Source organism: Actinoplanes sp. NPDC089786 (genome assembly GCF_040684855.1).
In the GTDB taxonomy this organism is placed as follows: Bacteria; Actinomycetota; Actinomycetes; order Mycobacteriales; family Micromonosporaceae; genus Actinoplanes.
Map to the genome: position 1 here is coordinate 207,146 of NZ_JBFBGU010000011.1, position 21,889 is coordinate 229,034.

Consider the following 21,889-nt stretch of genomic DNA (forward strand, 5'->3'; position numbering starts at 1 on the left):
CGGCAAGCCGGGCTACCGGCAGATGGCCGTGCGCGTGAACTACTCGGTGGCGACCCTGTCCGCGGCGGCCTCGGGCCGGCGGCTGCCGACGCTGGAGGTGACCCTCGCCTATGTTGCCGCCTGTGGTGGTGATCTTGGGGAGTGGGAGTGGCGTTGGAGGGAGGCGGAGCGGCTCAGCATGGCGTCGGCCGCCGATCCGGACGCGGAGGCGAACGGGCAGGGGCGGTCGCCGTACCCGGGTTTGGCGTCGTTCAAGACGCAGGACGCCGAGTTTTTCTTCGGCCGCGCCGTACTGGTGGACGAGCTGGTGCGCCGCCTGCGGCAGCGGCGTTTCCTGACGGTGTTCGGCCCTTCAGGGGCGGGTAAGTCGTCGCTGGTGCGAGCGGGGCTGGTCCCCGCCGCAGGCGGGCCGGTGATCGTGTTGACGCCGGGCGCGCATCCGATGGCGGAGCTGGCGGTGCATCTGGCCCGGCATGCCGGTGTGTCGGCAGGTGGGCTGCTGGACGAGCTGCGTGAGGACCCGGTTCGGGCGGACCTGATGGTCCGGCAGGGCCTGCCCGACACACCGGAGAATGGTGATCTTCTGGTGGTGGTGGACCAGTTCGAGGAAGTCTTCGCGTCCCGCGCCGACCCGGCCGAACGGGCCGACTTCATCGCGGCGTTGCTGGCGATGTGCCAGCAGCCGGATAGCCGGGCGCGGGTGGTGCTGGCCGTACGCGCCGATCACTATGCCCAGTTCACCGAACACCCCGAGCTGCTGGCCGCGCTGACCGACGCCCAAGTGTTGATCGGCGGGATGAGTCCTGCCGAGTTGCGCGAGGCGGTGACCCGGCCGGCCGCGACCCGTGGCGCCCGGGTCGAGGGTGCTCTGGCGGCCACGATCGTTGCGGAGGTCAGTGACTCGCCGGGTGCGCTGCCCCTTGCGGCGCACGCACTGCGCGAGGCCTGGCGCCGTCGCCAAGGTGCGATGGTCACCCTGGCCGGCTACCAGGCAGCCGGCGGAGTCGCCGGCGCGGTCGCGCACACCGCGGAACAGACCTTCGAGCAGCTGTCCGAGCAGGAACAGGTCGTCGCCCGGTCGGTGCTGCTGCGCATGGTCGACGTCGGCCCGGACGGGTTGATCACCCGCCGGCGGCTGAGCCGCCCCGAGCTGGACACAGTTGAGCAGGGCCCGGCCGTCGTCGCGGCATTCACGACCGCCCGGCTGCTCAGCACCGACCGTGACACGGTGGAGATCGCGCACGAGGCGCTGATCCGGGCCTGGCCACGTCTCCAGGGTTGGGTGGAGGAGAGCCGCGCCGGGCTGCGCCTGCACCGTCAGCTCACCGAGGCAGCCGCCGCCTGGAAGTCGCTGGGACGCGATGAGGGCGCGCTGTATCGAGGGCTGCGGCTGTCGAGTGCTGTGGAGGCGGTGGACGCGAACGTTATCGACCTGAGCGGTACGGAATGGGAGTTTCTGGAGGCTGGCCGCGCGTTACGCGACCGTGAGACGCGGAAGCGTCAGCGTCGCACGCGCCGAGCGTTCGCCGGGCTCGTCGCGGGCCTTGCCGTCGTCTGCGTGCTCGCGACCGGAGCGGTCGTGTCAGCGCACCGCGCCACGAACGAACGGGACCGGGCCGAGGCCGAACGGGACCGTGCCGTGGCGCGGGAACTGGTGGCGGGCGCTCGGGCCGAGCGGATGACCGATCCCGAGCTCGCGCTGCTGCTCGCGGCGCGGGCGTACCGTCTTCATCCAGACGACCAGACCGAGTCGATGCTGCGCCAGGCCACCGCCGACGCGCGTACGACGTTCACGATGGAAGGGCACGACGGGGTAGTGCAGTCGGTCGCCGTCAGCGGGTCGCGAGTCGCCAGCGCGGACTCGGATGGCGTGGTCAAGGTATGGGATCTGCAGGGCCGGACACCGCCGGTCACCGCGCCCGTGCCCGGCTACTTCGTCGCTTTCGGCCCGGGCGGACGACTGGCCATCTCGCACTCAGATCAGAAAAACTGGAGCAGCCAGATCATGCTGTGGCGACCGGAGGGCGCGGACCCGGCACGACCACTGGGTCCGCGGTTACCCACCATCATGGGAACCGTGGCGTACAGCCCGGACGGCCGCTGGGTCGCCGGGATCGGCGCTGACTCGCATGTCCACGTCTGGAACACCCGAGACGGGTCACGAAGGTCACTGCGCCATCCTGGAACCGCAAGCGGCCTCGCCTTCGGCGGGGGCGGGCGGCTGGCCCTCGTCACGGGCGACAGCACCATTCGGATCTGGAACATCGGTTTCCTCGGCTCCGCCCGTCGTGATCCGGCAACCGAAGATGACCTCTCCCGAGTCCGTGGCGGTCAGCCCCGATGGCCGGAGAGTCGCCGTGAGCGGCGACGAGAAGGTCATGGCGTGGTCCACCGACGGGCGCTCCGGACCGCAGATCTATCGCGGCCCGGAGCACCACTACATCAGCGTGGCGTTCAGCCCGGACGGCCGCCGTATCGCCGCGGGCGCCGACGAGCGGACCGTCCGGATCTGGGACGTCTCCGACAGCACACGCGGCTTGGCGCTGCGTGGACACCGGGGTGCGGTGCGCGGTGTGGCGTTCAGCCCGGACGGCCGCCGTATCGTCTCCGGCAGCGACGACGCCACCGTGCGCGTGTGGGACACGACCGCCGCCCCCACCACCATCACGCTTCCCGTATCAAACCGCCCGGCGGCGATCAGCGATGACGGCAGCTTCGCCGCGGTGATGCCCGCCAACAAGCCCGGCACGATTTCCGTCTCTCCCACCCGGGCGCCGCAGAACGCGACACTGTACAAAGTCCCGTCGGGCCCGTTGTTCCTCGCCCTCAGCGCTGGGGGAGGCGGTGTCGCGGCTTCGACCGTCGACAACGAAAAGATCTACTGGTGGCGGACGGCGACAGGTGACAAACCGGAGGTTCTCGAGTGTCGCCGCTGGCCGGATCCGGTGATCGGCAACAAGGTCACCTTGAGTCACGATGGTCGCCTGCTCGCCGTCGAGTGCGGCGACGGCGAGGTCCGAGTATGGCGGGCCGGCGGCCGAGAGGTTGCCATCCCGCTCGACCATGCTCCACCCCTCACGATCAACCATGACGCCAGCCTGGTGGCACTGATCCAGAACCCGGACGGCGTGGTGCTGTGGGACCCGGCCGCCGGCCGGGTGATAAGGAGGTTGAAGGGCCAAAGCGGACGCCCCGATCGCGTCCAGCTCAGCTCGGACGGACGGTGGCTGGCCGTCGCGAGCGACGATGGGGCGATCCGGGTCTGGGCCGTCGCCAGCGATGAGGACCCGGTCGTGCTCACCGGTTCTGTCGGGCAGATCGCGTCAATGAGCTTCAGCCCGGACGGCAAGCTGATCGCCGGCGTCGGCACCGACGACGTCGTGCGCCTATGGAAGACCGACGGCAGCGGCGAGGCCCTGACCTTCGACCAGCCCACCGGCGCCCGGCAAGTCGCCTTCAGTGCCGATGGACGGCGACTCATCACCCTGTATGGAGCGACAATCCGCTTTACGCCCTGCGAGGTATGCGACTCGATCGATAAGGTAATCGCGCTGGCAAGACAGCGCACTACCCGAGACTTCACCCCGGAAGAGCGCACGAAATACCTACGCGAACCCGAATAGGCCCGCAGCGATCACATGCAAGCCAGCACCGCGTGACTCAACCAGGCAGCAAGCTACCGAGTAACGACTGCGATTGCTTACAGGGAAGGTCCGACACACCCGCGCCACCCTGGCCCGCGACGCCGGCACCCGCCTTAAGGGACATTCAGGACGGCCTCGGACACGCCGACCCGCGCACCACCCGCCGTTACCACCACGGCGGTGCCCGCCTCGACCAGTCCCCGGGCTACGCCCTCGCCCGACACCTCGCCAGGACCCGGCCCAGCCCGGACCCGGCCGGGCATGGACGCTGATCTCGGGGAACTGCAACTTGCCCGCGCCCTACCGCGTCAACTACCACGAAGCCTTGGACGCCAACTGCCTTGCGGCGGTCACCGAGTCACTGATCGACGCTCGGCAGGTCATCGACGCCGAGGCCGGCGTCCAGGGCCACCGCGAGGTCGAAGATCAGCAGGAAGACCGAGCCGCTCCGGACATCCGGGTCGGGATCGCAGTGACGGGCAGCACGGCGGGCCCGAACTGCATCTCCGCAGCTCAGACCCGCTGACGGTACTGCGCGCCTGGAGGGCTCCAATTCTGGTCTTCCGAGCGGCAAGGGCTCGAGCTAGTGGAAGCGCCAGGCGACGATATTCGGGACGTTGTCGGTGGCGTATGGGTCGTCATTGGGGCGGTCTGGGTTGCAGACCAACACGGCGAGGTCGTACGTCGGCTGTCCCCCCTGCTCGGTTCCGTACGGCCGGAGGCACTTGCCGAAGCCCCAAGCGGCACTTACGAACTTCACCCAGCCGTTCTTGCCCGACGCATGCCAGCTAGTTCCCAACTCGCCGCAGCTACTCAGTCCGACAAGATTGTTCGACAGGGCCTTGAGGCATGTGTTGGACTGCTTATGCTTCAGTTCCATCCAGCCTGCGTCCCCGACGTTCCACACCTGGAAAACGTTTCCAGCGTTGCACGCGTGGAGGTAGGCGAAACTCCCGTCACCGTCCAGGCACCAGCCCGGATTTCCCATGTTCTCGTAGCGCGTGTCTCCAGCGGCAGACGCCGGCGCGGCGCCCAGCATGAGACTGGCGACCGCGACGATCATCGCGACGCCGAGTGTGCCGAATCTTCTGAGTGCCTTCATGAACACTCCTTCCCGCTGGCGACGTGCGCCAGTCCTGGTTGTCAAGACCTCTGTCTAGCGGGGCGAGAGTTGTCTGGGCCCTCCACGGGGCCGTGAGACAAACAAACTCCGGACAACACAGCAATAATTTGAAGCGCTGTGCCTCGAGTCGGTGTGGGCGGGGCTGAAAGTCGCGCTCGGTGTATTCACTGAACTAGCCGTTCGCTGCTGTCGAGAGACGCTGCCGTCGATGAGCGGGCCGCAGCGGGTGGTCGAAGGGCTCATCGCATTGCCGAAGTGGTCCAGGGTAAGCGCTGGGACCGGGAAGGTCGGCTACGACGGGCACGCGTGCGGAGTCCTCGTCGCCGGGACAGCCGCAGAGCTGCGTGGCGGGCGCCGCCGCGGCGGCGTTCCAACCGGCCAGGGCCGCCCCGGCGATCAGCATGGCCGCGCTCAGGTATCCGAGAACCGTCGTGCGCTCTGGGGCCGGCTGCGCAGGACGGTGATGAGCCGGCACAGCCCAATCGTCACGAGGACCGTGGCGGCCGCCCACCGGAGCGCTCCGGCCGGCGCGTTGATGATGTCGATGAGCGACGCGACAGAGCCCAGAACGACCAGGAGGACGGCGAGCATGCTTACCCCGGCCAGGACGCGATGGGCAGCCGGGCCGGCCCACCGCGAGACCCGAGTGGTCAAACCTTCTGCGCATGACAAATCTTGGACAGTTCCAAACAACGGCATTGATGGACGTGATGTTCTACCCCCGGCTCAAACCACGGGGGAGGTAAGCGGCCATGCCTTTGGCGTCCCAACTATCCTCGCGCGCCCGCCTACTGGCGGTTTTCTGCGCGTTTCTGCTCGCTCTGACGATCGCTCCGCCGGCTGCCCGGCCGGCCCGAGCTGATCCCGGCGACACACCCAAGGCCACCGCGGGCCAGGCCCCGCAACAGCGTGGCCTGCCACCCAACGCCGCCTCGGCCGATGCCGTCACCGAGAACGCCCGGCCACCCGTCGTCCCGCCGGTCGTGCGGGCCGGCGGTGAACCCGAGAAGGTCAGCGCCCGCTCGCTCGCCAAGGCCCGCAGCGCGGCGCCTGGCGAGGCGTTCACCGATCTGTTGCTGCGCCCCGGTTACGTGATCGGCGACACCTCGCTCGTCGTCCTGTTCAACCTGGCCGACGAGTCCTTCGACAACTGGCGCATCGACCTGTTCGACGTGACCACCGGCACCCGCCAGGATTCGGTCGTCCTCGGCAAGGACGCGCTCGAGACCAGCAAGTGCCTGCAGCCGCGCAAGTTCTGCAAGTCACTCGGCACCGCCGAGGGCTGGGAGCTCGAGGCGGGCAAGCGTTACTTCGTCACGATCACGGCGCTCTACGCCGACGGTGAGGTCACCTCGGCCGCGTCCGAGGAGTCTGCTCCGCGGACCACAGTGGACCCTCCCGCCGTGCCGGCCCGGCAGGCGGCCGGCTGCAACTGCAGCGGCGCGCTGGGCATGACCGACGCGAGCCAGGCGATCCGCGCGATCGGCGTGAACACCGGCACCGGCGCGTTCACCCGCGTCGAGCAGGACCTGTCACTGACGTCGTTCGCCGTGTCGTTCGCGTCGGGCCGCGCGTACTCGTCGGCCAACTCCGGCCCGTCGGCCTTCGGGCCCGGCTGGGCCTGGATCTACGACATGAAGGTCACCGCTTCCGAGGGCGGCGCGGTGGTGCGGGCGGAGGACGGCTCGGACGTTCTCTTCGCGCTCGACGGCGACGCCTACGTCCGCCCGCCGGGCGTCCGGTCGACGCTGCGCCGCGCGGGTGATGGTTGGGAGCTGGTCACCCGCAACAACATCGTGTACGCCTTCGACGCCCAGGGCCGGCTCACGTCGATCCTGAACCCGCGTCAGCAGGGCCTGCGCCTCGCCTACGGCACCAGCACGATCACGGTCACCGACGCCTCCGGCCACAAGGCATTCGTGCGGCTCGACGACGGGCTGATCGAGTCGATCACGCTCGAGGATCTGCGCACGGTGTTCTTCTGGTACACCGGCGGCCTGCTCACCAAGGTGCGTGACGCCCGCGGCGAGTTCTGGCAGTACAGGTACGACGCCGCCGGCCGGCTCACCCAGGTGATCGACCCGCACCGTGTGACCGCCCCGACCAACGAGTACGGGCCGGACGGGCGGGTCGTGCGCCAGCTCGACGCGCTGGGCGCGGCCACCACCTTCGTGTGGAACGCCGAGAAGCAGGAGGCCAAGACCACCGACGCCGACAACGTCACGGTCTGGGACGGCTACAAGGGCAACGTTCTGCTCTACACCCAGCGCGGCAACGGCGACGTCAACAATCATCGCTACGACGGCAAGCTGAACCGCAACCTGGTGGTCAACGGCAACCAGAACCAGCACGAGACGCAGTACGACGCGGCCGGCAACCCGATCGAGCAGTTCGCGCCGGGGCGCCGGTTCAGCGAGAAGACCACCTACGACGCGCGGAACAACCCGGCCACCCACGTCGACGCCAACGGCCAGACGTGGAAGGACGAGTACAACGAGTTCGACGAGTTGGTCAAGAGCACCGACCCGGAGAACCATTCGATCCAGTACGCGTACGACGATCGCGGTCTTCAGACGACCGTGACCGACCAGCGTGGCAAGGTCAGCAAGTACGAGACCATCCCGCCCGGCGAGCGGAACTCCGGCCTGGTGGAGAAGGTGACCAGCGCCGGCGGCCGGCGTACCCAGAGCCTCTATGACAAGGCCGGTCGCCGCAGCGTCGCCATCGACCCGCGCGGCAACAGCACCAAGTTCTTCTACGACGAGCAGGACCGCACCGTGGCCACGCTGTCGCCGGAGAAGCGCAATCCCTCGCGGTCGGAGTTCGACGCGGTCGGCCGCCTCGTGCGCACGACCACGCCGGCCGGCGTCACCACGATCAACACGTACTTCCCGACCGGGCAGCTCATGTCGACGGTCGGCGAGCGGGTCACCACGAAGTTCACCTACACGGCCGCCGGTCGCCGGGCCACCTCCGCGGTCGACATGCGGCACGAGCCGGATCTGGTGACCAGCTGGACGTACAACCCGAAGGGTCTGGCGGAGACGGTCACGTCGCCACGCGGCAACGTCCCCGGCGCCAACAAGGCCGACTTCACCACGACCTATGTGTACGACGCCAACGACAACCCGATTCAGATCCGTCGCCCGTACCCGAATGGTCAGGTTGTCACCAAGGACATCGCCGTCGATGACCTTGACCGGACCGTGCAGACGAAGGACGCGTTCGGCAAGTCGTCCAGCTTCGACCGGGCAAACGGCGGCGAGGTCACCGGGGCCACCGACAGCCTGGGCCGCAAGACGACGATGGGCTACGACAAGAACGGCCGGCAGACCGAGACCACCGATCCGAAGGGCGGCAAGACCAAGACCGAGTACGACGCGGCCGGCAACAAGGTCAAGTCGATCTCGGCGGTCGGCGGCATCACGACCTGGGAATACGACGACGACGGCATGCTCGTCGCCACCACCGAGCCGCGCGGCAACGTCGACGGCGCGGACAAGGCGAAATACACCACCCGATTCGAGTACGACGCCGCGGGCAACCAGGTCAAAGCGATCGACCCGCTCGGCAACACGACGCAGTACCGCTACGACGACGCGAACCGGCTGATCGCCACCACCGACGCCAACAAGCACGTCACGCGGGTCACGTACAACGAGGACGATCAGACCAGCACCGTCACCACACCGGACGCCGGGCTGAACGACTCGACCGTCTACGAGTACGCCGACGACGGCATGGTGGCCTCGATCACCGACCCGCGCGGGCACCGGACCCGGATGGACTATGACGAGGCCGGCCGCCTGATCAAGAGGACCGACCCGCTGGGCCGCAGCACGTACTCGACCTTCGACGCCGAGGGCAACCAGACCCAGTCGCTGTCGCTGGACCGGCTCGAGTTCCCCTGGCTGCTGCGGGATTCCGAGCGGGCCGAGCGCACGACCGTGGACACCTACGACATCGTGGGCCGCCGCACCGAGCGCAAGCTGGGCTCGAAGGGCCCGGTCTACAACTGGGGCTACGACGGCAAGGACCGCACCACCTCCTACGGCGACCCGACCGGCGTCCGGAACGTCGTGTACGACGAGGAGGACCAGGTCAAGGAGGTCACCCGCAAGGAGGCGGGCCGGGCCGACGAGAAGTTCACGTACGAGTACGACCAGCGCGGCAACATCGAGTCGAGGCAGTACCCGGACGGCACCAAGGTGACCTTCGGCTACGACGCGGACAGCCGGCTCACCACGCAGAACGCGCCCGGCGCGAGCTGGAGCTTCGGCTACGACGTGGCCGGCCGCCGGATCAGCACCACGCTGCCCGCGGCGGCCGGGCTGGTGGAGAACCGGTCCTTCGACGACGCCGGGCGGCTCACCGCGATCGGCACCGAGCGCGTCGGCGACCCGGTGCCGGGTGTGCAGGACCCGGTGTCCCGGTACGACCTCACCCTCGACCCCGAGGGCAACCCGACGCGGGTGATCACCAGCCGGGGCGGCACGGCCGAGTCGGTCGCGTACGGCTACGACGAGGCCGACCGGGTCACCTCCGCCTGCTACGCGGTGGAGTCGTGCGCCGGCAAGCCGAAGCCGGCCGGGCGCATCGACTACACCTACGACGAGGTTGGCAACCGCACGAGCCAGAGGCGTTCGGGCACGGCCGGCAGCGACCTCACCACCTATCGGTACGACGACGCCGACCAGCTGCAGTCCGAGACGCTGCTCGGTGTGGGTCACAGCCGGTTGACCACCTACGACTACGACGAGCGGGGCAACCAGACCAAGGCCGGCGGCGACCGGTTCACCTACAACCTCGACAACAGCGTGGCCACGGCCAAGGTCAACGGCCGGACCACGAGCTTCGAGTACGGCGCGAACGGGCTGCGGCTGTCCTCGAGGACGGCTGAGCCGGACGGCGCGAGCTCGACGCAGCGCTGGTCGTGGGACATGGCGGGGACGCTGCCGCAGATCGCGATCGACACTGTCGAGAACGCCGACGGCGCCGTGACCGAGAAGCGCGGCTTCGTGTACGGGCCGGACGACGAACCCCTCGCCCTGCTCGACCCGGCGTCGGGCGCCCACTCGTACACGCACGACTGGCTCGGCGGCATCGCGAACATGCTCTCGCCCACCGGCGTGGTGGAGAAGGGCTACGACTACGACCCGTTCGGCAACCCGCGGGTGGGCGCGTCGCTGGCCGATCAGCGGATCCCGGGGGAGGGCCCCGGCATCGAGAACCCGATGCAGTTCCACGGTGCGTACCAGGACCCCAGCACCGGCGACGGCAACTACTTCATGCGGGCCCGCAACTACAACCCGGGCACCGGCCGGTTCGCGACGCAGGACCCGATGCCGATGGGTCAGGGTGCGACGTCGGCGTACACGTACGGGTCGAACAACCCGCTGGCGTACTCCGACCCGACCGGCCTGATGCCGGACGCCGGACCGACCACCGGGGGCGCACCGGCCGACGGCACGGTGGTGCCGACCGGTCCGTCGCCGGAGGACATGGCCAAGGCCAACCAGATCCAGTCCAAGAGCATGCTGGACGTGATCCTGGAAGCCGGCGGCCAGATCCTGATGGAGTTCCTCGGGATCAACGACATCATCAACTGCCTCAAAGGCGACCTGATGGCGTGCGTCTCGATGATCGTCGGGGCGCTCCCCTGGGGCAAGATCTTCAAGGCCAAGAAGATCGCCGAGGCCATCTTCCGAGCCGGCAAGGCCGTGATCACCTTCTTCCAGGAGATCAAGTGGGCCCGGGCGATCATCGCCGGCGCCGAGAAGGCGGCCGAGGCGGCGAAGGCCGCCGCGGCGGCCGCGGCCAAGGCGGCGGCCGAGAAGGCGGCGAAGGTCAAGGCCGCGGCCGAGGCGGCGGCCAAGAAGGCCGCAGCCGAGGCGCAGGCCAAGGCGAAAGCCCTCGCGGAGAAGGCGAAGGCGAAGACGAAGAAGGGCGTCGACGATCCGAAGGACGGCCCGTCCTGCAAGGCCATACCGAAGAAGCACAGCTTCACCCCGGAGACGCGGGTGCTGCTGGCCGACGGTTCGGCCAAGGCGATCGGCCAGCTCGAGCCCGGCGACACCGTCGCGGCGGCCGACCCGTCCACCGGTGAGAGCGGTGCCCGGCAGGTCACCCACACCATCCGCACCGACGACGACAAGGACTTCGTCGACCTCACCATCGAGGGCGAGAAGCTCACCACGACGGAGAACCACCCGTTCTGGTCGGTGACCCGAGGGCGCTGGGTGGAGGCCGGTGAGCTGAAGGCCGGCGAGACGCTGAAGACGGCGGCCGGGACGTACGTCCAGGTCGGCGCGATCAAGGTGTACGAGGGCAAGCAGCGGACGTACGACCTCACCGTCGACGACATCCATGCGTACTACGTGCTGGCCGGCGACGTCTCGGTCCTGGTGCACAACTGCGGCGACGATCCGACCGGCGCACCGTGCTCCTGCTACCCGGCGACCGGGTACGGACCGAACGTGCCGCCGATCAGGCAACCGGGCCAGTGGAGTGACTCGGACATCTGGCGGGGCGCGCACGGCATGCGGCCGCAGAGCATCGGCAACAACCTCGAGCTGCACCACGCCGACCAGATGCCCGGCTCCGGCATTCACGAGCTGCCGCAGCAGGTGCACCGAGGTCCGGGTCAGCACAATGTGTTGCATCCGAACCCGAACAACCAGGGCGTCACCGGCGCGATGCGCGACGAGGACACGCAACTACATTGGTGGTACCGGTCGCAGGAAGAGGGCTGGGGCCAGCATCCGGCCGAGTGGTGGTACGACAACTAGCCGAGAAGGAAGGCACCAACGTGGAGTTCGCCGAGTTCCAAGGTCTCGTCGACGCCTTGCTGGCCGAACACGCCAGCAAGGGGTATCCGCCGGAGATCCGCATCCTTGACGAGGTGCGGGCCGACGACGCCGACATCGAGGCCGTGGAGACGCAACTCGGTGCCCGGCTGCCCGAGAAGTACAAGCAGGTGCTGACGACGTACGGCGGTGGCATGTTCGGCTTCGTCGATCTGCTGCCGGTCCGTTCGCCGAAGGACGGCGAGAGTGACGTCCTGACGGAGAACACGGGCGAGTTCGCGGTCGCGGGCTTCGTGCAGGTCGCGCCGGTGGGCAGCGGTGACATGTGGGGCTTCGCGGTGCACGACGGTGTGTGCGCCGAGGCCGTGAGCATGTGGTTCCACGACACGGGCGAGATCCAGTTCGAGTCCGGCGATTTCCTGGAATTCATGGCGACACGAGGTGTTCGGGCCCGCTGATCAGCGTGTGGGGCCGCCGAGGGTGGCGGCCCCACACTTGCGGCCGCCGGTGTACGGGACGGTACATTTCATTTCGAGGTGAGGTCGGCGGGAATCGTTCCCGGCGGCCCGAGGACGATGTCGCCAAGTTCGGCGGACACGTCGGCGAACGGTTCTGGTTCGAAGTCCGTTCCGGCGTTCTCGGGGATGCCGGAACGCATGATGAGCTCGGCGAATCCGGCCGGAGAGGAGACCTGCAGCGCGCGGCAGCCGGTCGGCCCGGTCATCAGGGCGTGAGGCGTTCCCATGGGTACGGCGAGGAAGTCGCCGGATCGAAGAGTCAGCACGTCGTCGCCGGCCCACACGTGCAGCGTCCCCTCGACGACCCAGAACCGCTCGTCGTATCGGGTGTGCACGTGCAGTGGCGTCCGGCTCCCGGCGGTTTGGTAGGTGTCCGTGACGTCGTGCCTTCCCCCGGTCTCGTCGCCGGAGGTCAGGACCGTAGTGAAAATCGAATCCCGCAGCCGGAAGGCGCGGAATCTCGGACGTTCCGAAGTGGAACTCATGCGTGAACCCCATACCCGTTTGGCTTTAACGTTGAAGTCATGCTAGATCGGATGACTACAACGATCAACCCATGAGTTAGGTTGGCGACATGGCAGACGAGTCCGAGTCGGGATGGCTCGACGAGAACGAACTCTTGGCCTGGCACGCTCTGGCCACTCTGCTCATGCGGCTCCCCGGCACGCTCGACGCGCAGCTGCAGCGTGACGCCGGCATCAACTTCTTCGAGTACCTCGTGCTGTCCAAGCTGTCGATGGCGCCCGACCTCACGATGCGTTTGAGTCAGCTCGCGGGCGCCGCCCACGGTTCCCTGTCCCGGCTGTCGCAGGGTGTCGCCCGTCTGGAGAAGTGCGGCTGGGTCCGGCGTTTCCCCGATCCATCGGATGGGCGATACACGTTGGCGACGCTCACCGTTGCGGGCCGGGACAAGGTGGCCGACACCGCGCCCGGACACGCCCAGGCTGTCCGGAAGCATGTGATCAGCCCTCTGACGACTGCCCAGCAGAGGCACTTGCGCGTCATCAGCAAGCGGATCACTGACACGATCAACTGATGTGACTTGTGTTCGAAGGAACCACCGTGGTCAGTTTTCCGGCGTCACGGTGGCCTTCAGGAGGGCTCCGGCCAGCTCATCCGGGTGGGTCAGCAGGGCCTCGTGCGTGCCGGGCACCATCACCGGCTCCACGCCGAGCCGGGACGCCAACTCGGAACCCGGGGCGGCCAGCGCGATGTCCCGTTCGGCCAGCAGGTAGGTCATCGGAACGCCCAGCGTACGAAGGTCTTCGCCCTCCCACGCATCGAGAACGTAGCCGCCGGGCTGAGGCGTCAACTGCTCGAAAACCATCCTCTGCAACATCGCCGGCTCGTCCTGCATCAGCCGCGCGCTCAACGTCTCAAAATACGAACTTTGCAGCGCTCGTTCGCCACCACCGCTGAGCCGCTGAGCGCGTACATTCGGCGCCGCCGCCTGGAGGAGGCCACCCGCTTGCTGCTCGCCACTCCTTCGACGACGATCTCGGAGGCGGCCGCCCGTTGGCACTTCACCGACAGCAGCCATTTCGTCCGAACCTTCAGGAAACAGTACGACTGCACCCCGTCGGACTACATCCACCGGCGTCGCAGTCCGGAGAGTAAGACCCTGGTGGTGGCGGGCCGGTCGGCCAGGTCCGTGCGGCACTGTTGGTGGCGCCGCCCGAGATTGGCTACTGGCCCTCCTGCGGTGCGCAGATCGACGGCTTCTGCCCGCCGGCGGGGAACCCGTTGCCGTTCCGAGCCGTACGCAGTCGCGTGTTCGCCACGCCGGGCGCGCTTTGAAATGACTGTCGCGGGATTCAGTGTTTGCCGGCGCGGTCCTGGTATTCCTTGCGGGCGGTGAGGACGTCCTCGATGTGCTGCACCGACCACTCCGTAAGGGCCTTCAGCGGACCTCGCAGCGTCTGCCCGAGCGGCGTCAACGCGTACTCCACACGGATCGGCGCCTCCGGGTACACCGTTCGCAGAACCAGTCCGTCGCGTTCGAGCGTCCGCAGAGTTTGGGTGAGCATTTTCTCGCTCACGCCCGCGAGCTGGTGCCGCAGTTCGGTGAACCGGCACGCCCCGTGCCGGCCGAGCTCGCCGATCACGAGCACCGCCCACTTGCTGCCGATCTGGTCGAGCACGTCACGTGAGGGGCAGCCCCGCGAGTATGGGTCCCACGTCGGTATGGGTTCGATCACATCCTCGACCGTCGCCACGGAGCTCACCTCGATACTTTCGTCGGGGTGGCCACCTTACCTCGAAGTCAGTACTTACCGAAAGAGAGTGACCAGGTAATCATGGGTTTCGTGCCGCGGGAGGTCCGCGGCAGAAAGCGGGATTCCCATGTCGATCGTTGTTACCGCGGCCTCCTCGCATCTGGGCCGGCACGCTGTCGAAGCGCTGCTGGCGCGTGGAGTGCCTGCCTCCGGCATCGTCGCGACCAGCCGTGACGTCAGCAGGATCAAGGACTTCGCCGACCGTGGTGTCGTGGTGCGCCGGGCCGACTTCGCGGAGCCGGACAGCCTCCCCGCGGCGTTCGAGGGCGTGGAGAAGCTCCTGCTGATATCGACCACGGACGTGGACGAGCGCGTCGCCAATCACCGGCGCGCCATCGATGCCGCGGTGGCGGCAGGCGCGTCGCTGGTCGCGTACACGAGCATGCTGCACGCGGACACGGCCACCTCGGTCCTCGGGGTAACCCACTACGCCACCGAGCAGGACCTGCGCGACCGCGTCCCCAGCGTGATGCTGCGCAACGGCTGGTACCTGGAGAACTACACCGGACAACTCCCGCAGGTGCTGCGCGGCGGAGCCCTGGCCGGGGCGACCGGACAGGGAAGGATCAGCGCCGCGACCCGCGCCGACTACGCCGACGCCGCCGCGGTCGTGCTGACCACCGACGGCCATGCCGGCCGGGCGTACGAACTGGGTGGAGACGAGGCGTTCACCCTGGCCGAACTGGCCGCGACGATCTCGGCCGTCACCGGGACGCAGATCGCCCACGTCGACCTGACGGCCGAAGCGTTCACCCAAGTACTGACCGACGCCGGCCTACCCGCCGAGCTGGCTCACGTCCTCGTCGACGCCGACCTCGCCATGGGCCGCGGCGAGTTGTTCACCGACACCGGCGACCTGCGGCGCCTGATCGGGCGGCCGACCGTGCGCCAAGCCGAAGCGATCTCCGCAGCGCTGAACTGACCGGCCCTCCCGAACCGTCCAGATCATCTTCCCTCCCGGTCAAGCCGCCGGGGAAAGGCCTTCACGATGTCCATCCGTACGATCGCGCACGCCCTCGTCACTTTCACCGCGACGTCCGCCACCCTAGCGGCCATCACACTTCCCGCCACCGCCGCGCCGTCGCATCGCCATCAGGCGGCCGGCTACGCGATCACGGTCGACGGCAGCCGCGCCTTCGCAGAGAGCATCGCGGCCGACCGCCACTACGTCTACACCACCAGCATCGCCGACGGCACTGTTTACCGCGGGCACCCCGGGGCGAGAACGCTCGAACCCTTCCTGCCGGGCGGCCAGGACAACCGCACCCAGGCCACCGGGATCAAGATCGCCGGCAACCGCCTCCTGGTGGCCGGCGCCTTCACCGGACGCTTCTTCGTATACACCAGCACCGGGAGGTTGGTTGCCTCCTACACCGCCCCCGACACCGGCGAGCCGACCCTCGTCAACGACGCGACCGTCACCCCCGCCGGGGACGTCTACGTCACCGACTCCTTCCGCGCCGTCGTCTACCGGATCCCGGCCGCCGAGGTGAACGCCCCCGCCGACGGCGCCCACCGGACTCTGCGCGTCGCCTACCGACTCCCGGACTACGCGGCCGGCCAGTCCAACGGCAACGGCATCGTCGCCACCCCCGACGGCAAGTCGCTGATCATCGGCTACTACTACAGCGGCGCGCTCTACCGGCTCACCCTCGCCACCGGCGAGACCCGCAAGATCGCGGCACCGGCCCTGCCCAGCGCCGACGGGATCGCACGGCAAGGAAACACCCTCTACATCGCCCGTGCCGTGAACAACCAGGTCGACACCGTACGGCTGTCCGACGACGCCACCCGGGCGGGCGTCGTCGCCACCCGCACCTACCCCGGGGCCGACACCACCACCGGCGTCGCCGTCAGCGGGAACCGACTACTGGTGACCAACTCCCAGATGGACACCTACCTGTACGGCGATCCCCAGACCAGCCCGCTCTTCACCGTCGAAAGCCTCCCGTTGGGTTGACGCTTGGGGCCCCGAAGGTCCGGTTCTCCCCAGCCGAGAAGGAGGACAGCGCCCCGGCCGTCGAGCTCGCCCGATGAAGCCCTGACGACGACCACCCACGTCCCCGCCGAGCAGACGCTCGTCGAGGACCGGGGCGTTTCGTCGTCAGCCTTGCAACCTGGCGACCGCGACCGCGTAGCCGCTGAGGACGAAGGTGTCGCTGGTGGCCCGTTCCTCGCGGATGGCGCCGCCGGCGGACCGCTGATCCACGATCCGGACGAGGGCCCGGCGCAGGCCGTCGATCTGGACGGTCACGGCGGTGTTCGTCTTGTTGATCATCAGCACCTTGCGGTGGCCCCGGTCGCGGACGGCGAGGGCCCAGAGCGTGCCTGCTTGCGGCTGGTCCGGGATCTCGATGAGTTCGCAGCCGGGCCGGATCTCAGCCAGGACCAGTTGCAGCACGTGGTAGCGGGCGTTGGGGGCACCAGTCGTCCAATCCACCATCGTGACCGACGGGTACTGTCCCGGATGGCCCACCAACTGGCTCTCGCCGACGATGTCGATGCCCATCAGCGCGAGCCGGGCGAACACGTAGGCGTAGATGCCGGCGGAGAAGTTCCAGTAGGCGTCCGGGATCGGCGCGGGATCGGGCTGGGTGGACGACTGCGGCAGGATCGTTCCGACCTCGTTGACGGTAGTGCGCACCGTTGGCGCCATGCTCCGGCGGATCTCTTCGATCTGTGCGACGGTCGCGACGAAACGTTCGGCCTGCGAGAAACCGTCCGGACCCATCTGATCCACGGTGTCCGCCGGGTTGGGCTGGGCGTAGAAGTGATAGCTGATGAGATCGAACGGGACGCCCGGCCGGTGGTTGTCCGGATTGAGGAAATACCGGTAGTAGTCGAGATTCGACGCGTTGCCGAGCGACAGCCCGACGAACTTGGTGTGCGGAGACACCTCGCGGATGCCGGTGACGATCGCGTCGTACAGCGCGGTGTAGAGCTGCGGGCTGATCGCGTGTTCGAAGTCGATCTCGTTGAGCACTTCCCAATAGGGCAAAGGGTAGTGGTGATGGGAACGGTGAAACTTGCCGTACTCGTCGGTGAAGCCACCGGCGGTGTACCAGGCGACGAGGCGCTTGAAGTAGTCGGCGACGACCTCGACCGGAACGGCGAGCCGGGAGCCCGCCGAATAGCCGAAGTCCGCCTGGTTGGGATCGTCCGGATAGGCGACCGGGGGCGCCCAACGCGACAGGTCGCCGGAGAAGTCGTCGGCGAGCAGGGTGGCACCGGTGGCCGTCGTCACGGCCACGTTGTCGAAGATGGCTGATTCCGTGTCGAACTCACGGAACCCGACGGTCCCCGAGGCGTACGTCTCGTCATGGACCGTGAGGACCTCTTTGCCGTCCACAGTGACCGTCAGGTCCGCGCCGGTCACCGTCGTCCGCACGTGGTACGTGCGCCCGCCTTCGACCGCGAAGGGCAGCGGGGTGGGCCGGACGGTGACCGCCTGGCCGCCGCTGAGCACCACGAAGACGATGTACCCGGTCGCCGCGGGGGTGGCGTACGGGAAGTTGGAGAGCAGGACGGCGTAGCCGTTGTCCTGGTCCCGCATGCGCACGAGCCATCCCGCTTGCGCATAGGGCGGCGTTTCCCGTGGTCCGGTCGCCAGCGGCGTGACGTCGACGGCGAAGGTGTAGTCGGTCCAGTCCTTTCCGCTCGCGGCGAGGGCGTTGTCGCCGCCGGCGACGTGCAGTGCCCCGTCGCGGATGGTCCACGGGGTGGGCTGCCACATCCATTGCGGAATCGTGCTGAAGTTCAGCATCGGCTGCTTGCCCCTGGTCGCCTGCACGAAGTCTTCGACGAGCGGGTCGATCAGGGAGAAGTCCCAGCTGGTCCGTCCGCCGGACGGGGGCTCGAGCTCGGCCACGCCGAGCCTGGGGTACGGGAACCACGGTACGAAGCGCACGTACCTGGTGGTGAGGTCGCGAAGCGCTTGATAGGCGCGCTCGACGATCGGGGATCCGCGCCGGACCAGAGGGTTCACCACCACCTGCAGCGTGGGTGTCGTCTCGGAGACCACGCCGGCGGCCTGCCAGTCGACCGTCAACAGGACGCCGGCATCGGCGGCGCGGGCGGGCGTCCCCGGCAGCAGGGGAGAGGCGGCGGCCGCGGCGCCGGCCGCGCCGAGCGACTTCAGGACGGCCCGGCGGGGCGGTCGCGGGGGATCGGCATTGGGCTCTGATGGTCGCGTCACAGTGACTCCCATCGGGTCGCGCCTCCTGAGCGGCACGGCGGCACGGGAGACGAAGGCTGCGCCAACTGAATCGTTTCAAATCATTGAAATTTGACGTTACTAATCAGTTTCGGACGTGTCAAGCCTGAGGGCCGTGCCGCGGTCGGGTTGGCCGATCGGCCGGGTGCGCGGCTGGCGGCCGGTCTTGGCCTCGAAGCGTGAGCTCAGCCGGCAGTCTGGGCGAGGAGGTCTCGGAGTAGCGCCTCCCCCTGGGGCCATGGGCCGAAGCCGGCCTCGGGGTTGACATGGCCGGCGTTGCCGAGGTCCACGAACCGTGCACCCCACTGTTTGGCCAGCTGGCAGGACCAGTCGAGCTGTGCCCATCTGTCGTCGCTGCTGGCCGCTAGGACTGCCGGGAACGGCAGGGGGTCTGCCGTGGGCGGGCCGAAGCCGCCGATCGGCGCACCCTGGGAGGCCGAGTGGGCGATATCGGGTGGCGCCACCAACAGCGCCGCACGGACCTGGGCGTCGTGTTGGTGAGCCCAGTGGGCCACGGTGTGACAACCGAGGCTGTGTGCGACCAACACGACCGGGCCTGTGGCCCGCTGAACTGTCTCGTGCAATGTGCCGACCCACTCATCTCGGTCCGGCCGCTCCCAGTCCCGCTGCTCGACCCGAACGGCACCACGCCGGTCCCGGAGCCAATAGGACTGCCAGTGATCACGCCCGGAACCACCCAGGCCCGGCACGACGATCATGTTCTCCACAACGGAACGATAGCCGCTGCCGGGGGCCGCTCGACGTAGCGGGAGCGCATCCGGGAGATGCTTACCGTCCCACCAACCGCGCCAACTCGACTGAACGTGGCCCGTGGACCTCGTCAGCGGACGCGGCCCACGCACCCGCCCGCGCCACCGAGAGTCTCCGGCGAGCGGAGCAGCCTGACACTGCTCCCGCAGCCATAGCCTGACGCGTGGGGTCAGGCCACTACGACCTCCGATAAGGACATGCTCCAGCTCCACCGCCAGGACAAGCGTCCCGAATTCCCACGCAAGACAGGTTCTGCCGGACGCATTGCTCGTCCAGAAGGGTTTGCTACAACCGCGACGCGGCGATCAGCTCGGCGAGGGCCGCGTCCTGCGCCAGGTAGTGGCGGTCGACCGGGTAGGTGGCCGCCGCCGAGAAAGCCGCGTAGTACGCATCGGAAGCGGTGTCCGGTGCGTAGACCCCGCTCGCTGCGGCCACGGCGGCGGCATGCGCGACTGCCCCGGACGCTGCAGCGACCCGGGCGGCGGCGGCCGCCCGCTCCGCGACCATTGCGGTGGCGAAACCTCTTGCGACGTTGTGCACCTCCGCGTAGGCCGACGTGAGCGCTGCGGCCGCGTCGATGGCGTCCGCGGCGACGGCGGCCGCGTGGGCGGCCCCCGCCGCGGCGGACGCCCAAGACGCCGCATCCCCGTCGGCGGCACAGGACGCGGCCATGGCGGCGGCGACGGCACGCCCGCCGTCGGGTCCGAGCGCCGCCTCGGAGGCGATCACGGCCCCGGCGGCATGGCGGGCTTCGAGCAGGTCGTCCGTCTTGAGCGAGCCGTCGAGGAACTCCTCGGTGGCCTCGACACACTGCAAGACCCGAGGGTCCAGCGGCCGACGTTTCCCGATGTAGGCGAGGCTGCTTCGCGCGCAGCCGACGGCGAAGCGCCGCAGGACGACGGCCGGGATCTCCTCGACGAGTCGCATCTCGCTCGCAGCGAACTTGTTCTCCTGGTGGTCGATGTCGCCGCGAGCCTCCGCGAGGAACCATCGCCGTCCATACACGTTCCGGACAGAGTCCCGGGGCCTCGCGGACGCGTGCAGTCCGAGGGAACAGCACGCGATGGCGCCGCGCACCGCGTTCCACTCGCCGACACGCCAGGACATCGTTCCGTTCGCCGAGGTCAGATTGTCCTCGACGAACCGGTAGCACTCGATCATCGGTACAGCTCCTCTACAACGGGGGGTTACCAGGCGACGGCATGCGGTGCGGCCCGAGGATGGCGGCGTCGTGCTGCTGGGCGCCCCTCTCGGCCGGCATCCCGATTCGCCGGACGCATCGCGTTCACCTTCGGCCACCGTGAACTGGCATTGGTGAGGCGCCGATACTGCGGTGGTCGGGATCGTCCGTGGCGTCGAAGCCGCCGTCGAGCTGCCGCTCGGTGGAGCGCCGGTCGGACGCGGATGAATCGTCCGGATGGCCCGGCCGGCTCCGGTCGAGGCTGAACCAGGGATCCGCCTACTCTCGCTAAGAGACAATGGTCTCTTAGCGAGAGTAGGCATGCAGGTTAAGAGACGCAAGTCCCCTAAAAGACATGTCGCCGCGGTGGTCGTGGTGTTCATCGCGTTGTAGGCCACCAACAGCGCCACCGTCTCGGGGTGGCCGCCGGCCTGCACGCCAACACCCGCCGGCTGGGCGCCATCGCCGCCGGCCCGCTGATCGGACTCGGCTCGGCGACCCGGCTCGCCTACGGCGGGGTGTTCGCCGCCAGCGCGCTGATCACCGTGGCTGCGCCGGCCGGTCTGCGCCTTGTGCCCACCGGACGACGAGGCCGTAATCGCTGCGTGGTTCAGTCTTTCTCGGCCTCGAGGAGGACGGCGAACGGTCGGTCGAGATGGTCTCGCCACCACTGCGGGTCCGGGTGGTCGTGGCCCTCCGGCGAAAGTTCGGGCATGACCCAGCGAATCCGGCTGAAACCAGCGGCGGTGAGTGCCTGCTCGATCGCCGTCCGGCTCCAGTAGTAGACGGTGAAGTGGGGGCTTTGGAGGCCAGGCACGCTGATCCGGAAGGTGAACGCCTGGCCGTCCTCGAGCGGGCCGTCGACCGGGATCTGGAAGTCCGCCCCGTACTTGAGGTAATAGTCGGGAACCAGCGAGAGATCGGGGTTGAGCTGGTACGTGACAAACCGGCCGCCGGGGCGCAGGCTCCGGCTGATGTTCACGCACATGTCCTCGAGGTGCTCCATCGACGTGCTGTAGTGCAGCAGGTAAACCCCGAGAGCGCCGTCGAAACGGCCGATCCCGCCCAGGTCGCCGACATCCGCGACCTGGTACTCCGCACCGGTCAGACGTTCCTCTTCGGCGAGCTGAGCCACGCGGATCATCTCCGGCGACAGGTCGATGCCGAGCGCCCGGCCGGCGCCACGACGACGCAACTCCCGGGTGTACGCCCCGGTTCCGCAAGCAAGATCCAGCCACGCCTCGCCGGTCACCTCGCCGAGCAATTTCAAGATGGAGTGGGCTTCGACGTAGGTGCGAAGCGGCACCAGCTCGAACGTCTTGTCGTATTGGTCGGCGAAGGCGTCGTACTCGGCCATT

General features: G+C 68.5%; 17 protein-coding genes and 3 pseudogenes. 11 read left to right on the plus strand and 9 right to left on the minus strand.

The annotated features are described in order from the left end of the window. Nucleotides 1–178 precede the first annotated feature (178 nt). The 5 genes and pseudogenes from AB0O15_RS28425 to AB0O15_RS28445 all read left to right on the plus strand — a co-directional run. A pseudogene (locus AB0O15_RS28425) lies at nucleotides 179–2,137 on the plus strand (hypothetical protein); the annotation flags it as partial. 241 nt (nucleotides 2,138–2,378) lie between these two features. Continuing rightward, a pseudogene (locus AB0O15_RS28430) lies at nucleotides 2,379–2,477 on the plus strand (hypothetical protein); the annotation flags it as partial. Between the two features lie 96 nt (nucleotides 2,478–2,573). Continuing rightward, nucleotides 2,574–3,623: a hypothetical protein gene (locus AB0O15_RS28435; protein ID WP_364324236.1), complete on the plus strand. Its 1,050-nt coding sequence runs from the start codon at nucleotides 2,574–2,576 to the stop codon at nucleotides 3,621–3,623. An 88-nt stretch (nucleotides 3,624–3,711) separates the two neighbouring features. After that, nucleotides 3,712–3,814, plus strand: a pseudogene (locus tag AB0O15_RS28440) (integrase); the annotation flags it as partial. A 119-nt stretch (nucleotides 3,815–3,933) separates the two neighbouring features. Further along, nucleotides 3,934–4,170: a hypothetical protein gene (locus AB0O15_RS28445; protein WP_364324158.1), complete on the plus strand. Its 237-nt coding sequence runs from the start codon at nucleotides 3,934–3,936 to the stop codon at nucleotides 4,168–4,170. A gap of 57 nt (nucleotides 4,171–4,227) precedes the next feature. Here AB0O15_RS28445 and AB0O15_RS28450 read toward each other — a convergent pair whose 3' ends face one another. Together AB0O15_RS28450 and AB0O15_RS28455 are read right to left on the minus strand one after the other, a co-directional pair. Further along, nucleotides 4,228–4,746: a hypothetical protein gene (locus AB0O15_RS28450; protein WP_364324160.1), complete on the minus strand. Its 519-nt coding sequence runs from the start codon at nucleotides 4,744–4,746 to the stop codon at nucleotides 4,228–4,230. Between the two features lie 432 nt (nucleotides 4,747–5,178). Continuing rightward, the gene (locus AB0O15_RS28455) at nucleotides 5,179–5,421 is read right to left on the minus strand and encodes a hypothetical protein (RefSeq protein WP_364324162.1); all 243 of its coding nucleotides are present in this window, start codon (nucleotides 5,419–5,421) and stop codon (nucleotides 5,179–5,181) included. Between the two features lie 98 nt (nucleotides 5,422–5,519). Here AB0O15_RS28455 and AB0O15_RS28460 point away from each other — a divergent pair, with 98 nt between their 5' ends. Together AB0O15_RS28460 and AB0O15_RS28465 are read left to right on the plus strand one after the other, a co-directional pair. Beyond that, nucleotides 5,520–11,555 carry a polymorphic toxin-type HINT domain-containing protein gene (locus tag AB0O15_RS28460; RefSeq protein ID WP_364324163.1) on the plus strand — a complete coding sequence of 2,012 codons (6,036 nt, stop codon included), beginning with the start codon at nucleotides 5,520–5,522 and terminating at the stop codon, nucleotides 11,553–11,555. Then, nucleotides 11,537–12,031, plus strand: a complete 495-nt coding sequence (locus AB0O15_RS28465) for an SMI1/KNR4 family protein (protein ID WP_364324166.1) — start codon at nucleotides 11,537–11,539, stop codon at nucleotides 12,029–12,031. Before AB0O15_RS28460 ends, AB0O15_RS28465 begins: the two co-directional genes overlap by 19 nt. A gap of 68 nt (nucleotides 12,032–12,099) precedes the next feature. On the opposite strand, the gene AB0O15_RS28470 is transcribed toward AB0O15_RS28465, so the two are convergent. After that, complete coding sequence (locus AB0O15_RS28470; RefSeq protein ID WP_364324169.1) at nucleotides 12,100–12,576, minus strand: cupin domain-containing protein; 477 nt, start codon at nucleotides 12,574–12,576, stop codon at nucleotides 12,100–12,102. An 89-nt stretch (nucleotides 12,577–12,665) separates the two neighbouring features. Here AB0O15_RS28470 and AB0O15_RS28475 point away from each other — a divergent pair, with 89 nt between their 5' ends. Then, the gene (locus AB0O15_RS28475) at nucleotides 12,666–13,127 is read left to right on the plus strand and encodes a MarR family transcriptional regulator (RefSeq protein WP_364324171.1); all 462 of its coding nucleotides are present in this window, start codon (nucleotides 12,666–12,668) and stop codon (nucleotides 13,125–13,127) included. Between the two features lie 30 nt (nucleotides 13,128–13,157). Here AB0O15_RS28475 and AB0O15_RS28480 read toward each other — a convergent pair whose 3' ends face one another. Continuing rightward, the gene (locus tag AB0O15_RS28480; RefSeq protein WP_364324242.1) at nucleotides 13,158–13,631 is read right to left on the minus strand and encodes a hypothetical protein; all 474 of its coding nucleotides are present in this window, start codon (nucleotides 13,629–13,631) and stop codon (nucleotides 13,158–13,160) included. On the opposite strand from AB0O15_RS28480, the gene AB0O15_RS28485 reads away from it, so the two are divergent. Beyond that, nucleotides 13,527–13,949 (plus strand): helix-turn-helix domain-containing protein, encoded by a 423-nt coding sequence (locus AB0O15_RS28485; RefSeq protein ID WP_364324238.1) that lies wholly within the window; start codon nucleotides 13,527–13,529, stop codon nucleotides 13,947–13,949. The two genes, AB0O15_RS28480 and AB0O15_RS28485, sit on opposite strands and share 105 nt — an antisense overlap. Here the strand turns inward: AB0O15_RS28485 and AB0O15_RS28490 are convergent. Further along, complete coding sequence (locus AB0O15_RS28490) at nucleotides 13,906–14,307, minus strand: helix-turn-helix domain-containing protein (protein WP_364324175.1); 402 nt, start codon at nucleotides 14,305–14,307, stop codon at nucleotides 13,906–13,908. The genes AB0O15_RS28485 and AB0O15_RS28490 overlap by 44 nt on opposite strands. 127 nt (nucleotides 14,308–14,434) lie before the next feature. On the opposite strand from AB0O15_RS28490, the gene AB0O15_RS28495 reads away from it, so the two are divergent. Together AB0O15_RS28495 and AB0O15_RS28500 are read left to right on the plus strand one after the other, a co-directional pair. Next, nucleotides 14,435–15,289: an NmrA family NAD(P)-binding protein gene (locus AB0O15_RS28495; RefSeq protein WP_364324177.1), complete on the plus strand. Its 855-nt coding sequence runs from the start codon at nucleotides 14,435–14,437 to the stop codon at nucleotides 15,287–15,289. Between the two features lie 66 nt (nucleotides 15,290–15,355). After that, entirely contained in the window at nucleotides 15,356–16,327 is a 972-nt protein-coding gene (locus AB0O15_RS28500) for a hypothetical protein (protein WP_364324178.1), read from the plus strand. 144 nt (nucleotides 16,328–16,471) lie between these two features. On the opposite strand, the gene AB0O15_RS28505 is transcribed toward AB0O15_RS28500, so the two are convergent. The 4 genes from AB0O15_RS28505 to AB0O15_RS28520 form a co-directional block, all read right to left on the minus strand. Continuing rightward, nucleotides 16,472–18,562, minus strand: coding sequence for a family 16 glycoside hydrolase (locus AB0O15_RS28505; RefSeq protein WP_364324180.1), 2,091 nt, complete (start codon nucleotides 18,560–18,562; stop codon nucleotides 16,472–16,474). A 203-nt stretch (nucleotides 18,563–18,765) separates the two neighbouring features. Further along, entirely contained in the window at nucleotides 18,766–19,299 is a 534-nt protein-coding gene (locus AB0O15_RS28510; protein ID WP_364324240.1) for an alpha/beta hydrolase, read from the minus strand. Between the two features lie 337 nt (nucleotides 19,300–19,636). Next, nucleotides 19,637–20,512, minus strand: a complete 876-nt coding sequence (locus AB0O15_RS28515; protein ID WP_364324182.1) for a hypothetical protein — start codon at nucleotides 20,510–20,512, stop codon at nucleotides 19,637–19,639. A gap of 629 nt (nucleotides 20,513–21,141) precedes the next feature. After that, the gene (locus AB0O15_RS28520; protein ID WP_364324184.1) at nucleotides 21,142–21,888 is read right to left on the minus strand and encodes a methyltransferase domain-containing protein; all 747 of its coding nucleotides are present in this window, start codon (nucleotides 21,886–21,888) and stop codon (nucleotides 21,142–21,144) included. Nucleotide 21,889: the final 1 nt, after the last annotated feature.

What these genes read in the sequence shown, in the direction of transcription:
- AB0O15_RS28460 (WP_364324163.1), top strand. Translation starts at nt 5,520, where the DNA reads ATGCCTTTGGCGTCCCAACTATCCTCGCGCGCCCGCCTACTGGCGGTT.
- AB0O15_RS28475 (WP_364324171.1), top strand. Translation starts at nt 12,666, where the DNA reads ATGGCAGACGAGTCCGAGTCGGGATGGCTCGACGAGAACGAACTCTTG.
- AB0O15_RS28520 (WP_364324184.1), bottom strand. Translation starts at nt 21,888, where the DNA reads ATGGCCGAGTACGACGCCTTCGCCGACCAATACGACAAGACGTTCGAG.
- AB0O15_RS28480 (WP_364324242.1), bottom strand. Translation starts at nt 13,631, where the DNA reads ATGGCTGCTGTCGGTGAAGTGCCAACGGGCGGCCGCCTCCGAGATCGT.
- AB0O15_RS28510 (WP_364324240.1), bottom strand. Translation starts at nt 19,299, where the DNA reads ATGATCGTCGTGCCGGGCCTGGGTGGTTCCGGGCGTGATCACTGGCAG.
- AB0O15_RS28450 (WP_364324160.1), bottom strand. Translation starts at nt 4,746, where the DNA reads ATGAAGGCACTCAGAAGATTCGGCACACTCGGCGTCGCGATGATCGTC.
- AB0O15_RS28515 (WP_364324182.1), bottom strand. Translation starts at nt 20,512, where the DNA reads ATGATCGAGTGCTACCGGTTCGTCGAGGACAATCTGACCTCGGCGAAC.
- AB0O15_RS28470 (WP_364324169.1), bottom strand. Translation starts at nt 12,576, where the DNA reads ATGAGTTCCACTTCGGAACGTCCGAGATTCCGCGCCTTCCGGCTGCGG.
- AB0O15_RS28500 (WP_364324178.1), top strand. Translation starts at nt 15,356, where the DNA reads ATGTCCATCCGTACGATCGCGCACGCCCTCGTCACTTTCACCGCGACG.
- AB0O15_RS28495 (WP_364324177.1), top strand. Translation starts at nt 14,435, where the DNA reads ATGTCGATCGTTGTTACCGCGGCCTCCTCGCATCTGGGCCGGCACGCT.